Genomic DNA, 14,881 nt, shown 5'->3' on the forward strand with positions numbered 1-14,881 from the left:
CTGGGCGGGTTTGGAGTGGCGGTCTCCGACCGCCATCTTCCTCACCCGCAGACGTACGGTTTTCATGAATGGCGATCAGAGACCGCCACTCAGCGGCTGGCACGCCCTCTCTTCAACCGTTCCAACACTCAAGTGAGTGTCTTGGGGACGTCCGCGCTCCCCGCGAGGCGCGCCATCGCCGCGAGGAGATCCGTCTGCGTCACCAGGCCGACCACTCGTAGCTCCTCCGCTACGATCACCACCGCATGGGCGCTACCGTCTGTCAGGCGCGGGATCAGGCTCAGCGCCGGTGTCTCGGGCGTCGTGGTTACGGCTGCCCGCATCACCTCGCCGACGCGTTCTCCAAACCGTGCGAGTTCGCGCAGGCCCACCGTGCCGGCGAGCCGGCCGGCAGCATCCACCACGGGCAGGGTGCGGATATTGTGGTCGAGCATGAGGTCGCGCGCCGCGTGCAGCTCCGCCTCCGGCCCGACGGTGATCACGTCGCGAGACATGATGTCGGCGCAGGCAATGTCGCCATGGCTACGCAGCAAGGCGCGCTCCTCGACCCGCTGCAGCAGCCGGTCGAGATCGTCGCGATCGATGTCGAAGGCCTCCCCAATATCCTCCAGCGCGGCATCGACGTCCTCTGCCCGGAAGCCGACCCGCCGCGAGGGAGCGGGATCACGCGTGCCGTGATTGCTGGGAAGCAGAGGGGCGGGCACATGCGGATAGGCATGACGGGAGAAGCGGTGGAAGAGCCAGCCGAGCACCACCAGCAGGAGCGAGTTCAGGCCCACCGGTATGAGCGCGAAGCTGAAGCCGGCCGCCGCGACAGCGGGTCCACCGATCACCGCCGTCAGCGCGGCCGCTCCTCCGGGCGGATGCAGGCAGCGAGTGAGCGACATCACCGCGATGGCCAGGCCCACTGCAAGCCCGATGGCGGCGAGCGGCTCGTGCACGAACTGGCAGACGGTGATGCCTGCCAGCGCCGAGAGCGTATTGCCGCCGACGATCGACCAGGGCTGCGCCAAGGGGCTCGCCGGTACGGCGAAGAGCAGCACAGCCGAAGCGCCGACGGGGGCGACGATATAGGGCAGATTCGGATCCCGGCCGAAGACCAGCGTGCAGACAAGCCCGGTGAGGCCGATGCCGACGACGGCACCGAGACAGGCGAACAGCCGGTCGCGCAGGGTGGCGCCGGCGAGGATCGGCACGAAGAGCTTGGAGGGAAGGATCGACATCTTGGACCGGGCGGGACGAACAGGAGCGGCGGGATATATCGCGAAGCGATACTTGTGCTCAAGTATTGGGCATTGTGGCAGTTTGGCGCTGGGAGCGCGACGAGAACGTCCATAAGCGCTGACTTTTCCGACGGGAGAGCCAGATTGGAGTGTCGATCACCGATCGACAATCTTGGAACCGGCATATTTGCGGGTAAGGCAGATGGCGATCGGTGATCGCCACTCCCTGCTTGGCGCGCCTCGGCGAGCAAAGTTAGCGTACATGGACGAGGACGTCCGCGCTCCCAGCGAAAACCCTCGCATCACCGCACTGAATCACCTATCTGAGCAGCATGCCCTCCGTGACCGGCCCCGAAATCGAACGCCTGATCCAGCTTCTTGCCCGCCTGCCCGGCCTGGGACCCCGCTCCGCGCGCCGCGCCGCCCTCACGCTGATCAAGAAACGCGACCAGCTCATGTTGCCGCTCGCCTCCGCGCTGCAGATCGCGTGCGAGCGGGTGGTCGTATGCTCGAACTGTGGCAACATCGACACCGCCGATCCCTGTACGATGTGCTCGGACTCGCGCCGCGACAATTCCCTTCTCGTGGTGGTGGAGGACGTCTCGGATCTCTGGGCGCTGGAGCGGGCCGGCGTCGTCAATGCACGCTACCATGTGCTCGGGGGCACGCTCTCCCCGCTCGATGGGATCGGTCCCGAAGATCTTTCCATAGACAAGCTCATCTCCCGCGTTTCCGAAGGGGGTATCACCGAAGTCATGCTCGCCCTCAACGCCACGGTCGACGGCCAGACCACCGCCCATTATGTCACCGATCTTCTCGCGCCCACGGGCGTCAAGGTGACGAAACTGGCGCATGGCGTGCCGGTCGGAGGCGAGCTTGACTACCTCGACGAAGGCACTCTGGCTGCCGCGATCCGCAGCCGGACGCCGTTTTGACCTGGGAGCGCGGACGTCTCGTCCGCTCTTCCTCCCCGGTAGGCGTATCGTTTCCAAGAGCGGACAAGATGTCCGCGCTCCCAGTGAGGACCCATGCCCCAGCTCATCATCACCTATTGGCGCGACATTCCCACCATGGTGGTGGCCAAGCAGGGCCGCACCAGCGCCAAGCGCGAGTTGAGCTCGCGGTTTGGCGAGGCCGTCGACATGGCGGCCATGCGTTCGGATGCTGCGGCAACCGACGACTACCTCGCCGAATTCCGGCGCAGCGCGCCCGTCGAGTGCGGCGACGACCTCGAAGCGGAAGTTTCGGCAGCGGCGGCCAAGATCGAGGCGGAATATGACAAGGCCAGGCTTGTCGCTCTTGCCAAGAATGGCGGCAAAGAGAGCAGCTAGCTCTTCAACCCGAGTTCTGCCGACATGCGCACGCCCGCCGCCTTTGAAGCCACCGGTAAACAGCCGCGCGATGCGAAGAAATTTGCACTGCGCTTCTGGGCCATCCGCAACTCCGCCGCCATGGAGCGGATGTACAACGCACTGGAATGGACGCTGGTCAAGCTTGCCCCCGCCTTCACCGCCATCGGCTGGGAGCGTATGGAGAAGCCTGTCGCCAAGGTCGAGAGGCTGGTAAAGGGCGCGCTGTTCGACTGCAAGATGTGCGGCCAATGCGCCCTTTCCTCCACCGGCATGTCCTGCCCGATGAACTGCCCCAAGGGGTTGCGTAACGGACCCTGCGGGGGCGTGCGCGCCAATGGCAACTGCGAAGTCTATGCCGACATGCCCTGTGTCTGGGTGAAGGCCTATGAGGGGTCGCAGAAGATGGTGGATGGCGCTGCCATCGCGGTACCGGCCAAGCCCGTTGACCACCGCCTGAAGGGCACCTCCTCCTGGCTGTCGGTGGCCCGCGAGAAATCCGGCTACAACGCCCGCATCGCGTCCGAGAGGGCTGCCGCCGCGGCGGCAGTCAAGGCCAAGGCGGCCGTCACCAAGACGGACACTACCAAGAGCGGGGGAGCCAAGGCATGAGCATGGAAACCCGTCTGCCCCATCCCGATGATTTCGGTCCGCATCCAGCCGCCCCCCTGCCGGCACTGCCTGGCCACTCTTCGCGCGGACGCCTGGAGCGCGTGCTCCGCCGGGGCGAGTTCGCCGTTACGGCCGAGCTCAATCCGCCGGATTCAGCCAATCCCGACGATGTGCTGGAGCGCGTGAAGCCCTTCGAGGGCTGGGTCGACGCCATCAACGCCACCGACGGTTCCGGCGCCAACTGCCACATGTCGTCGGTTGCGATCTGCGCTCTCTTGACGCGTGTCGGCTATTCGCCGGTGTTCCAGATCTCCTGCCGGGACTACAACCGCATTGCCATCCAGGGCAACGTGCTGGGCGCGGCGGCGCTCGGCGTATGCAATGTGCTGTGCCTGTCGGGAGACGGCGTGCAGAGCGGCGACCATCCCGAGGCCAAGCCGGTGTTCGACCTCGACTCCACCGCCCTGCTCTCGACCATCAGGACCATGCGCGACGAAGCGCGCTTCCTTTCGGGCCGCAAGATCACCACGCCGCCGGCGATGTTCATGGGTGCTGCGGCCAATCCCTTCGTGCCGCCCTATGACTTCCGCCCTGTTAACCTCGCCAAGAAGGTCGAGGCCGGTGCCCAGTTCATCCAGACGCAGTACTGCTTCGACGTGCCTCTGCTAGAACGGTTCATGACGCGCGTCCGCGACATGGGACTTCACGAGAAGTGCTTCATCATGGTCGGCGTCGGCCCGCTGGCGTCGGCCCGCACTGCCAAATGGATGCGCTCCAACGTACCGGGGGTGCATGTACCCGACGAGATCATCAAGCGGCTCGAAGGCGCTGCCGACCAGAAGGAGGAAGGCAAGCGCCTGTGCATCGACATCATCCAGCAGGTGCGCGAGATCAAGGGCGTCTCGGGCGTGCATGTGATGGCCTATCGTCAGGAAGAATATGTCTCTGAGATCGTGCACGAATCCGGCGTCCTTGCCGGCCGCACGCCCTGGCGCCGCGACATGGTCGCAGGGCCGATGCCGCATGAGGAGATGGTAGCGGCACAGTAGGAGAGTTTCTGCCGCTGTTGACGTTCCGTCCCTATTTGGAGGCCGATACCTCGCGCCCAACTTACGTAGCGAGGCACAAGATTGCGGCGTCGATTGCCAATCGACATTTGTAGATAATATGAATCCTGCAAACTGCTCGTTTGCTGAAAAAGTAGACGACCCGCCTCTTCAAAAGGGTCGAAGACGCCGAGATCGTCACTCCGTCTTTGGCGCGAGCTAATCGTAGTGGTGCCGGCACGCCAGGATTTCCAACGCCTGTTCTTCGTTGCTTCCTTTCACGCGATATATCAGACGATGCTCCCGAGTGATTCTTCGTGACCACCAGCCCTTCAGATTGCCCGACAGAGGCTCTGGCTTGCCAATACCCTTGAAAGGCGACCGCGCAGTATCCCTGATCACCTCGTTGATGCGAACGAGGATCGCTCCGTCGTTTTCTTGCCAGTAGATATAGTCGTCCCAGCCGTCCGACGAAAAGACAATCTTCATGGATCGATCAGCACACGCTCAGCGCCACCGCCGGCATCAAGCTCAGCAATTGACCGTTGCAAGCGCTCGGCATTGGCGCGCGAACTAAGAAGATGCAGCGTCTCCCGTAGCCCCTCCAATTCCGCAAGCGGCAGGACAACCAGCGGCTCATGATCCTGCCGTGTTACGATCAACTCGGTCCTATCCGCCTCGACCTGATCAAAGTGCTTAGCCATGTTGGCGCGCAGTTCGGTGAAATTGACGTGCCCCATGGGGATAACTCCCTTTTATGTACGTGTATACGTACACCGAGAAAGCATCAATCGCAATTGCGATGGGGTCTCAATCTTCGATGCGATAAGGCCTAACCTTACGCCGCCGCAAACACCCTGAGGCGGTGACCGTCTGGGTCGAGGATCACGAAGGTGCGGCCAAAATCCAGGTCGACGGGCTTCTGCAGCACGCGAATGTCCTTGACGCTCCATTCGACATAGAGCTTGTCGACACTGGGGGCATCCGCCACTTCAATGCCGAGTTCCGCGCCGCCCGGGGCAGCACCCGGCAGGGGTTCGGCGGTGTGCCTCGACCACAGGCCGAGCCTCAGCCCGGATTCGAGCACGAACATAGCGAAGGTGGCCTGTTCTTCAACAGGTTCGAGGCCGAGAAGGTCGCGATAGAAGGCGGCACTGCGGCGCGGACTGTCGACAAAAAACAGCACGTAATGGGCGTTGGGCATGATGGGTTCCTCGGGTTGCGATGACGAGGATGTAGGGCATTGCCCTGCCAGTTTCTGTCAGGAGCATTCCTGAGTGCGCGGACATCGCGTCAGTAAGCCGAAGAAAGCGACATTTGAGCGAAACGAAGGGGTTCAGAAGGCCAACGGATTGTTGGTCAGCGCCTCGCGGTCCGGTGCGTCGAGCCTGATATCGCCAGTGAAGGCGGCGAACAGATCTTCGATGCGGCGCTGATCCAGGCCCTTGGTGATCACGACGATGCGGGTGCACTCGTCCCCATCCGGCCAGGCCGGCAGGCGCTCGGGCGGATGCAGCACATGCTGTACGCCCTGGATCAGCACGGGCCGCGCCGGCTCGTCGGCGAGCTTTACCAGTCCCTTCAGCCGCAGCAGGCCCTCGCCGTGGTGCTCGCGCAACTCGTCGAGGAAGCCGGCGAGGTGATACGGCTCCATAGCCTTGCTGGTGACGAGCACGAAGGAGGCAATCGAGGCGTCGTGGGCGCTGAAGAAGGGGCGGGGCTTCTGCGGCAGGGCAGCCGTGAAGGCTGGGCTGGCGAGCAGCTCGGCCGGCTGTACGTCCTGTACGCTGTCGATCCGGGCCCGCGGATTGAGCGCCGCCAGCCTCGCGATGAAGGGCGCGATGTCGGGCACGAGATCAGCCTTGCTGATGAGGATGCGGTCAGCCACCGCAAGCTGGGCGAGGCTCTCTGGATGCTCGTCGAGCAACGCCCCTCCCCGCTGGGCATCCGCTACGGCGACAACGCTCGCAAGCCTATAGCCGGCGGCGGCGAGCTGAGGCGCGAGCAGGGTCTGTAGCACCGGGGTCGGGTGGGCAAGGCCGGTTGTCTCGATCACCACGCGAGCGAAGGGCGGCAGGCTGCCGCCGGCGCGGCGTGCGGCAAGATCGGCAAGGGTATCGAGGAGATCACCGCGAAGGCTGCAGCACAGGCACCCCGAAGAGAGAAGCACCACGCCGTCACCGGACTTCTGCACCAGGAGATGGTCGAGGCCGGCATCGCCATATTCGTTGATCACAACCGCCGTATCCGCCAGCGCCCGATGCTTGAGCAGCCGGTTGAGCAGTGTCGTCTTGCCCGCGCCGAGAAAGCCGGTCAGAACGAAGGCGGGGATGGCTGTTGCGCTCATGCCGGCCTCGCCTGCTTGCGGCTTTCGGCAAGGACGGAGGCCATCACCGCGATGAGCACCAGGGCGCCGCCGCTAATCTGGACAAGTGTGAGGCTTTCGCGCAGCACCTGCGTCGCCAGGAGGATCGAGGCCACGGGCTCGGCGCAGAAGACAAGGCCGAGAGCGGCCGGCAGCGCCAGGCGGGCGGCGAGGAGATGGAAGCCGAAGGCCAGCACGAAGAGCAGGATATGCATGCCGGCCGGAAAAGCGGCAGCGACCAATACAGAAGGCGGGTTCAGCCTGCCGGCGAAGAGACAGGCGGCAAGCGCAATGGGAATGAGGATGAGCTGCGTCCAGAAGCCGGCGATCAGTGGCGTCGAACCGCGTGTTGCCCGCGCCGCGCAGAAAAACTGCACCGCCGCGGCCGCCCCTCCCACCAGCGCCAGCGCGAGGCCACGCCAGTCGAGCGAAGTGAAGTTCGGGCCAAGGGCGATGAACAGGCCGGCGAAGGCCAAGATGAAGATACCCAGCCGCGCCGGCGTCAGGCGCTCGCCGTCGACGAGCGGAGCCACCAGCAGGATCATCAGCGGGTAGGTGTAATAGAGGATGGTGGCGACACCCACCGGAATGAAGGCCACCGACGAGATATAGCACAGGCCCACGAAGCTGGTGGCGATGCCGAGGCCCAGCACGGGAAGGCGGCTGCCCACGGGCACCTCCAGCGAGCGGCTCTGGGCGAGCCCGAGCCCCCCGAGCAGCACCACCATCAGGAATGCGCGGTAGAGCACGAGCGTCGGGCCATCAGCCCCCGCCTGGGCGGCCAGCTTGGAATAGGGCACATTCGCGCCGTAGCAAAGCGCCGCCGTCAAGCCGATGCCCAGTCCGAAAATGGTGGTGTCACGAGACATGGAGATCCGGTGTGCCGGTCTGTGAACCGGTATCTTGGCAGTGCAAACAAGGGCAGAAAGAAAGCTTGGCCGAAGGGCTTGACCAAAAATCGCAGGCGACGGGACCTTTGTCCGCCACTGAGAGCGAAGCGAAGCAATGACGGTGTCCCATCGACTACTTCGGCTTCGTCGCCTCTTCACGTCAAACTTCGCAGCCCGGCACGCATCACCCTTGCGGCTGTGGCTTCTTTTTCTTCTTGGGATCGACCGGCTTCACGACCTTGGCGGGCTTGGCCTTTACGGCCTTCGTGTTCGCCGCCTTCTTCAGGCTCTTGCGGCCCTTGTTGAGCTTGGGGTCGGTGAGTTGCGGCGGCACGGCCAGGGCCTTGGCGGGGTCGGCATAGCCGGCGGCGGTTACCGCACCCTTCTTGCCGGCAACCTTGGTATTGGCCGGCCTGGCGGGCCTGTCGAGAAGGACCGGCGCGTCGGCGAAGGCGAACAGCGGCCGGCGCGTGCCCAGATAGGGACCGACGGCAATCGGCGGCGCCGTCACCCAACTCGACAGCAGCGGGCTCACCGTCACCGGGGGGCCGCCAGGCTCGCCCGGCAGCACCTCGGCGGTGTCGGCATTCTCGGCGGCGTCCGAACCGCCCTTCTTGCGGGAGCAGGCGACATCGCGGATGTCGGACGGGCCGGGATAGCCGGAGGGAGCGAGATCCGTCAGCAGCGGCGCCTTGCTGAAGAAGCCGCCACCCTGGTTGGTGTAGTTCGATTCGAACAGGGCCACGGCCTGGTTGGTGCGGTCCTTCGGGGTCGCCGCACCCATCACCACCGTGATCAGCTTGCGGCCGCTGCGCGTCGCGGTCGCCACCACATTGAAGCCGGAGGCGCAGATGAAGCCGGTCTTCATCCCGTCGGTGCCGGGATAACGGTAGACCAGGGCGTTGTGGGTGCGCAGCACACGGGCGCCGGACTGGATGGTCTGGATCTGGAACAGCGAGGCATATTGCGGGAACTGTGTGATGATCGCATCGGCGATGATAGCCATGTCGCGCGCCGAGGTGACCTGGCGGGGGTCCGGCAGGCCGTTGGGATTGACCCAATGGCTCTGCGCCATGCCGAGAGCGCGGGAATTGGCGTTCATCTCGTCGGCGAATTTGTCGATCGAGCCCGAAGTGCCTTCGGCGAGCGCCACCGCGATGTCATTCGCGGAATGGACGACCAGCATCTTGAGCGCGTCATCCACGGTGATCAGGGTGCCGACGGGATAGCCCATCTTCGACGGCGCCTGCCTGGCGGCGCGGGGCGTGATGACGATCGGCGTGCCGCCATCGATACGGCCGGCCTTGAGCGCCTTGAAGACGGTGTAGGCCGTCATCAGCTTGGAGAGGGAGGCGGGATACCAGGGCCTGGTCGCATCGCTCTGCTGAAGCACCCGGCCGGTGGCGGCATCGACGACGATGGTGGGGTTGGCGCTTGCGATGCTTCCGGCGAATCCGGAGGCAAGACTTGCCACGGCGATGGCGGCAATGGCGCGTTTCATCATACCCATCAGTTCCCCTTTCGGCTTCGGCGGCGGCCACACATCCTCCGCGAGGGGGGCGATTTGATGACCGCAAGACGGATCAATACATGAAATCCGTCCGCAGGGCGGCAAGTATCGCGGCAAAGAATTAACGGATCAATGGCTAATCGACCTGTGCGAACAGGCTTTTTCAGGTTGCATCATCGAGATTTCGCATCGGGAAATAGTCGGGCCAGCGGCTCATCCCTTGTGGCTGTTGCGTTTACACTGGCGAATGCGAACATTACTGCCAGTGAAGCATTACTTTGCGTGATGTGTCTCGAAATTCTGGCATTCAACCCCGAGACTTTATCTGGAGACGAGGGCTGCGGCCGATTTCTCAAGCCGGGTCCTGCTTCCTCAGCACCGCTTGCAGCACGTCCTTCACGCCGATGGCGCCGACGAAGCGGTTCTGCTCGTCGAACAGGGCCACAGGCGCGGTATCGGCATTGTGCATGGCAAGCATCACCGTCTTCAGCGAGGTGCCGGGGCTCGCCCAGTAGCAGGGCCGCTCGCCGGCCGGAACCGGTGTCTCGCATTCGGAGCAATGCACCCAGGCGCCATGCACGCCGTCCCGTTCGGCCGCCAGGACCTGGCCGTCGGGAGCGACCTTGAAGCGCGTGGTCTTGCGGCTGTCGAGCCAGATCCAGCCATCCTCGCCCTTTTCGAGGTCGCGGGCATCGCGCATCACATGCCAGGCCGTGAGCACGCTGAGCGGGTTCACATTGGCGATGAACTCCTGGACATAGTCATTGGCCGGACGCAGCACGATGTCTTCGGGCTTGCCGGACTGCACGATGCGCCCGCTCTCCAGGATGGTGATGGTGTTGCCGATCTTGAGGGCTTCCTCGAGATCGTGGCTGACGAAGATGATTGTCTTCTTCAGCTCTTTCTGCAGTTGGAGGAGTTCGTCCTGCAGTTTGGTACGGATCAGCGGATCGAGCGCCGAGAACGGCTCGTCCATCAGCAGGATCGGGGCTTCGGTGGCGAAGGCACGGGCCAGGCCGACACGCTGCTGCATGCCGCCCGAGAGTTCATGGGCGAATTTATGGGCCCACTTATCGAGATGGACCAGCTTGAGCTGCTTGTCGACGCGCGCCTTGCGCTCGGCTTCCGGCATGCCGGCGAGTTCCAGGCCGAAGCCGACATTCTCCGCCACCGTACGCCACGGCAGGAGGCCGAATTGCTGGAAGACCATAGCGACAGCGCCCTGGCGGACCTGCCGGAGCGTGGTGGCGTCGCAGGAAACGACGTCGACCATCTTATCGCCCGACTTCACCAGCACGGAACCGCGGGTGACCTTGTTGAGGCCGTTGACTGCGCGCATCAGGGTGGACTTGCCGGAACCCGACAGGCCCATCAGCACGCTGATCTCGCCCTCGTTGACGGTCAGGTTGCCATCGGCGCAGCCGAGCACCGAGCCCGTCTTTTCCAGGATCTCGGCGCGGGTGGAGCCCGCATCGAGCATCTTGAGAGCCTCGGCCTGCTTGGCGCCGAAGATGATATCGACATTCCTGAAATCGACGGCGACGTTCATCAGTGCGCTCCCTTCACTCGGCAGAGGCGGTCCAGCATGATCGCCAGGATAACGATGCAGGCGCCGGCTTCAAAGCCACGCGGAATGTTGAACTGGCCCATGGCGCGCACGACGTCGACGCCGAGGCCCTCGGCTCCGACCAGGCCGGCGATGACGACCATCGAGAGACTGAGCATGATGCATTGGGTGACGCCCGCCATGATGGTGGGCAACGCGTGCGGCAGCTCGACTTTCCACAGCAGCTGGCTCTTGGTGGAGCCGAAGGCTTCACCTGCCTCCTTCAGCGCAGTCGGCGTCGAGGTGATGCCGAGATAGGTCAGGCGCACGGGCGCCGGCAGGGCGAAGATCAGCGTGGCGATCAGGCCGGGAGCGTAGCCAAGACGGAACAGGGCGACCATCGGGATGAGATAGACCAGGGTCGGCAGGGTCTGCATCATGTCGAGAATCGGGTGCATGACGTGATAGAGCCTGGGTCGATGCGCCGCCATCACGCCGAGCGGAATGCCGATCGCCATGGCAACGGCGGCCGACCAGAAAACCAGCGACACCGTCTTCATGGTGTTGAGCCAATAGCCCTGGTTCCAGATGAACAGGCTGCCGAGCAGCACGAAGAGGCATAGTTCCCAAGAGCGCAGGCGCCACCAGGCGAAGGCCATGACGAGCACGATAACGATGATCGGCGGCGGATAGGTGAGGGCCTCTGACGTCCTGTTGACGACGAATTCGATGGCGATACGGAGCGGATCGAACAGCCATGTCGTGCAGTATTTCTGCAAGAACACGATGATCGTATTCATCAGCTGGCCGAATGGCAGCTTGTACGTCGCAACCCAATCGAACATTAAGTCCCCCGCATTCTAGATGGCCAGGCTGGATCGGGTCCCACCCTTGACGGGCATGTCTCTCGACCGACCCCCAGAGCAAAACGCGCTTAGGCGTAAACGCTTCTTTGCTCTAGTTCTTGCTTCGACGCGTCCCTGCGACTCTTGCTGATTCCGTCGCATCGCAAAACGCTTTTGTTTTTCGTCTCTCACCGGCATGGGCCGGCGGGCTGAATCGTCTGTCGCCGACAATGGAGAGGCCCGCTCCGCGATAGACCTGAGTAACGGGCCGAGGGGAAGGGCTATGCAGCCCTCCCCCATGCTGACTGGGATCAGAGACCGAGGCTCTTCTTCACGGCCGGAAGGCCGGGCTGACCGTCGAAGGTGGTCACGCCGTCGAGCCAGGCATCGAGCACGCCCGGATTGGCCTTGAGATATTTCTCGGCCGCCGCGGGGCCGTCCATGCCGTCGCCGGTGATCATCTGCATCACCTGGTTCTCAAGGTCGACGGTGAACTTCAGATTGGCAACGAACTTGCCGGCATTGGGGCAGTCGGTGGCGAAGCTGGCGCGCTCATTGGTGTAGACCTTGGCAGCACCGAAATTCGGCCCGAAGGTGTCGTCGCCACCCGTGAGGTACTGGATCTTGAAGTTGACGTTCATCGGATGCGGCGCCCAGCCGAGGAAGACGATGTCCTCGTTGCGGGCAACCGCGCCCTGCACCTGGGCAAGCATGCCCTGCTCGGAGGACTCGACCAGCTGGAAGTCGCCTAGATTGTCCTTCTTGCCGTCGATCAGGCTCTGCACCAGGCGGTTGCCGTCATTGCCCGGCTCGATGCCATAGATCTTGCTTTGCAGGGAATCCTTGAACTTGGTGATGTCGGAGAAATCCTTCAGGCCCTTGTCATAGGTGTACTGCGGCACGGCCAGCGTGTACTTGGCGCCTTCCGGCAGGTTGGCGCTGATTTCGACGACCGACTTGTCCGCAATATAGGCCTTGCGGTCGTTCTCCATGCTCGGCTCCCAGTTGCCGAGGAAGACGTCGATGTCCTTGCTCTTCATCGAAGCATAGGTGACGGGCACGCTGAGCACGGTGGTGGTGGGGGTATAACCAAGGCCGGTCAGGATGCGCGAAGCGATCGCCGTGGTCGAGGTGATGTCGGTCCAGCCCACATCCGAGAACTTGACCGTCTTGCAGGCATCGGAATCGCCTGCCAGCGCGACGCCCGTCGTGACCCCCATGGTCAGCGCGGCTATCGCGAAAATCTTAGCAAAACCCGTCATTTCATATTCTCCCGGAAAACGACGTAGATTGTGCACGGGCGCAGGCCCGAGCCAACCTGGTTGATACCCCTCTGACCCCATCTTGGTGGATCAAACTCTTGCCACGAGGTAGAACCCCCCGTGGCAATTCAGCACGAATGACGATCATTGTCCCCTTAATTCGCAGCGCTGGATGACGCTGCGGAGCCAATGGCGCCAGCCCCGTTCCGGCCGACTTTCCGGTCTCGAAACGGTGTCGTCTAGATACTTTATTGATTGAACATACAATCAATTAATGCCGCAAGGGCTTTGTATGTGCGCGACGCTCTGTGTCACGGCTGCGCCACTTTCACAGCGCTGTGATGCAACGCAATATCGCGGCTCGCCGGGAGCATCGACCGTTGCACCAGGGCAAGGCGGAGCCTTATGACGGACGGGTGACGGATTGGGGGCAGAACCTCATCCACCCGATCCCGCCCGAAGGAACTGGAACTCATGCTCAAGAACAAGGCGGCCGTGGTGACCGGCTCGACGTCGGGGATCGGCCTCGGCATTGCCCGGGCGCTGGCTCGCGAAGGCGCCTACATCATGCTCAACGGCCTGGGGGACGCAGGCGAGATCGAGAGGATCCGCGCTGGCATCGCGGCCGACTGCGGTGTGAGGGTGATGTTCTCCTCGGCCAATCTGATGGAGCCGGCGGCAGTGAGGACACTGATCGCCGATGCGGAGGCTGCCTTCGGTACCGTCGACATCCTGGTCAACAATGCCGGTATCCAGCATGTTGCGCCGATCGACGAGTTTCCCGACGACAAGTGGGAGGCAATCATCCACCTCAACCTGATGGCCGCCTTTCATGCCATCAAGGCTGCCCTGCCCGGCATGAAGAAGAAGGGCTGGGGTCGCATCATCAACACCGCCTCGGCCCATTCGCTGGTGGCCTCGCCTTACAAATCCGCGTATGTCGCCGCCAAGCACGGCATCGCCGGCCTCACCAAGACGGTGGCGCTGGAAGTTGCGCAGCAGAAGATCACCTGCAACGCCATCTCGCCGGGCTACGTCTGGACGCCGCTGGTGGAGAAACAGATCCCCGACACGATGAAGGCGCGCAACATGACCGAGGATGAGGTCAAGCGCGAGGTGTTGCTGGCGGCCCAGCCAACCAAGGAATTCGTCACAATCGAGGAGGTCGCGGCCATGGCGGTGTTCCTGTGCTCGGACGCAGCCGCCAACATCACCGGCGCCAACATGTCGATGGATGGTGGCTGGACAGCGGCTTGAGACGGAGCGGCCTTCCCCGATTGACTCGCCTGCCATAGGCGCGACACATTCGTTGCGAGAGCAGACAAATTGCTCGGCGACGGGAAGAGCGAGAGGAAGGGCCATGGCGAAGAAGCCGCTGGTGATGATCACAGGTGCGGGGACGGGTATCGGCAAGGCGACGGCACAGGCCTACGCCAAGGCGGGCTATCCGCTGCTGCTGATGGCAAGGCGGCAGGCTCCTCTCGAGGATCTCGACCTGCCCGACAGTGTCTGCCTCTCCGTCGACGTGCGCGACCGCGAGGCGGTGGTCGAGGCCATCAAGACGGGCGAAGCCGCGCATGGTCCCGTCGATTGCCTCGTCAACAATGCCGGCATCGCCGCCCTCTCCAAGCTCGACGAGCAGGACCCGAACGAGTGGCGTGAGCTGATCGGCATCAACTGCATCGGCGTGCTCAACTGCATGCATTCGCTGATGCCGGCGATGAAGGAGCGCCGCCACGGCACCATCATCAACATTTCCTCGATCGCCGGCCGCAAGTCCTACCCGTATCACGACGTCTATGGCGGCACGAAATTCTTCGTCCATGCCATCACCGAGGGTGCGCGGCGCAGCATGGCGCCGCATGACGTGAGGGTGATCGTGGTCTCGCCAGGCCTTACCGAGTCCGACATTGTCGGCACCATGCACAATGATGCCGCCCGCGAATTCTGGCAGGCCGGCAAGGATCATGTCGGCCCGATCAGCCCGGAAGCGGTGGCCGATACCGTGCTCTTTGCCTATCAGATGCCGCAGAACGTCATCCTGCAGGAACTGACGATTACGCCGACCCGGCAGGAATACTAAGTCTCATGCTCGGTGCGGCCCTGGTTGCACCGCCTGGCCGCACATGCGTCTATTCCGGATGTCGCCTCGGGACAAAATATGCAGCCAGCCGGAGACCCGGCCTGACGCAATCGAAAGATCGGCAAGAAAGATCGGCAAAATTGCTTTAAA

General features: G+C 63.4%; 16 protein-coding genes. 6 read left to right on the forward strand and 10 right to left on the reverse strand.

Features of this window, described 5'->3' with window-relative positions:
• Positions 1-128: 128 nt before the first annotated feature.
• Positions 129-1,223: an HPP family protein gene (locus ACMDCR_RS30720; protein ID WP_413990246.1), complete on the reverse strand. Its 1,095-nt coding sequence runs from the start codon at positions 1,221-1,223 to the stop codon at positions 129-131.
• Positions 1,224-1,555: 332 nt separating this feature from the next.
• Between ACMDCR_RS30720 and recR the strand changes: the two genes are divergently transcribed.
• From recR to ACMDCR_RS30740, 4 genes are all read left to right on the forward strand, one after another.
• Entirely contained in the window at positions 1,556-2,158 is a 603-nt protein-coding gene (gene recR / locus ACMDCR_RS30725; protein WP_413990247.1) for a recombination mediator RecR, read from the forward strand.
• A 93-nt stretch (positions 2,159-2,251) separates the two neighbouring features.
• Positions 2,252-2,554, forward strand: coding sequence for a virulence factor (locus ACMDCR_RS30730; RefSeq protein ID WP_413990248.1), 303 nt, complete (start codon positions 2,252-2,254; stop codon positions 2,552-2,554).
• A gap of 24 nt (positions 2,555-2,578) precedes the next feature.
• A complete protein-coding gene (locus tag ACMDCR_RS30735) occupies positions 2,579-3,184 on the forward strand; it encodes a methylenetetrahydrofolate reductase C-terminal domain-containing protein (RefSeq protein WP_413990249.1) in 606 nt (201 codons plus the stop codon).
• The gene (locus ACMDCR_RS30740; RefSeq protein ID WP_413990250.1) at positions 3,181-4,233 is read left to right on the forward strand and encodes a methylenetetrahydrofolate reductase; all 1,053 of its coding nucleotides are present in this window, start codon (positions 3,181-3,183) and stop codon (positions 4,231-4,233) included. Before ACMDCR_RS30735 ends, ACMDCR_RS30740 begins: the two co-directional genes overlap by 4 nt.
• Positions 4,234-4,449: 216 nt before the next feature.
• Here ACMDCR_RS30740 and ACMDCR_RS30745 read toward each other — a convergent pair whose 3' ends face one another.
• The 9 genes from ACMDCR_RS30745 to ACMDCR_RS30785 form a co-directional block, all read right to left on the reverse strand.
• A complete protein-coding gene (locus tag ACMDCR_RS30745; RefSeq protein WP_413990251.1) occupies positions 4,450-4,719 on the reverse strand; it encodes a Txe/YoeB family addiction module toxin in 270 nt (89 codons plus the stop codon).
• Complete coding sequence (locus ACMDCR_RS30750; RefSeq protein WP_413990252.1) at positions 4,716-4,970, reverse strand: type II toxin-antitoxin system Phd/YefM family antitoxin; 255 nt, start codon at positions 4,968-4,970, stop codon at positions 4,716-4,718. Before ACMDCR_RS30750 ends, ACMDCR_RS30745 begins: the two co-directional genes overlap by 4 nt.
• A 98-nt stretch (positions 4,971-5,068) precedes the next feature.
• Positions 5,069-5,434 (reverse strand): VOC family protein, encoded by a 366-nt coding sequence (locus tag ACMDCR_RS30755; protein WP_413990253.1) that lies wholly within the window; start codon positions 5,432-5,434, stop codon positions 5,069-5,071.
• Between the two features lie 132 nt (positions 5,435-5,566).
• On the reverse strand, positions 5,567-6,577 hold the full coding sequence (locus ACMDCR_RS30760) for a CobW family GTP-binding protein (protein ID WP_413990254.1): 1,011 nt from the start codon (positions 6,575-6,577) through the stop codon (positions 5,567-5,569).
• Positions 6,574-7,464 carry a DMT family transporter gene (locus ACMDCR_RS30765; protein WP_413990255.1) on the reverse strand — a complete coding sequence of 297 codons (891 nt, stop codon included), beginning with the start codon at positions 7,462-7,464 and terminating at the stop codon, positions 6,574-6,576. The genes ACMDCR_RS30760 and ACMDCR_RS30765 overlap by 4 nt, the downstream gene beginning before the upstream one ends.
• A gap of 205 nt (positions 7,465-7,669) precedes the next feature.
• The gene (locus ACMDCR_RS30770; RefSeq protein ID WP_413990256.1) at positions 7,670-8,995 is read right to left on the reverse strand and encodes a D-alanyl-D-alanine carboxypeptidase family protein; all 1,326 of its coding nucleotides are present in this window, start codon (positions 8,993-8,995) and stop codon (positions 7,670-7,672) included.
• Between the two features lie 352 nt (positions 8,996-9,347).
• Positions 9,348-10,544, reverse strand: coding sequence for a choline ABC transporter ATP-binding protein (choV, locus tag ACMDCR_RS30775; protein ID WP_413990257.1), 1,197 nt, complete (start codon positions 10,542-10,544; stop codon positions 9,348-9,350).
• Entirely contained in the window at positions 10,544-11,386 is an 843-nt protein-coding gene (choW, locus tag ACMDCR_RS30780) for a choline ABC transporter permease subunit (protein ID WP_413990258.1), read from the reverse strand. Before choW ends, choV begins: the two co-directional genes overlap by 1 nt.
• 311 nt (positions 11,387-11,697) lie before the next feature.
• Positions 11,698-12,648, reverse strand: a complete 951-nt coding sequence (locus tag ACMDCR_RS30785; protein WP_413990259.1) for a choline ABC transporter substrate-binding protein — start codon at positions 12,646-12,648, stop codon at positions 11,698-11,700.
• Positions 12,649-13,122: 474 nt separating this feature from the next.
• Here ACMDCR_RS30785 and ACMDCR_RS30790 point away from each other — a divergent pair, with 474 nt between their 5' ends.
• Both ACMDCR_RS30790 and ACMDCR_RS30795 read left to right on the forward strand, forming a co-directional pair.
• Positions 13,123-13,905, forward strand: coding sequence for a 3-hydroxybutyrate dehydrogenase (locus ACMDCR_RS30790; protein WP_413990260.1), 783 nt, complete (start codon positions 13,123-13,125; stop codon positions 13,903-13,905).
• A gap of 103 nt (positions 13,906-14,008) precedes the next feature.
• Complete coding sequence (locus tag ACMDCR_RS30795) at positions 14,009-14,731, forward strand: SDR family oxidoreductase (RefSeq protein WP_413990261.1); 723 nt, start codon at positions 14,009-14,011, stop codon at positions 14,729-14,731.
• The last annotated feature ends 150 nt before the right edge of the window (positions 14,732-14,881 follow it).

This window comes from Labrys okinawensis (assembly GCF_047345005.1).
GTDB classification, from domain to species: Bacteria; Pseudomonadota; Alphaproteobacteria; order Rhizobiales; family Labraceae; genus Labrys; species Labrys okinawensis.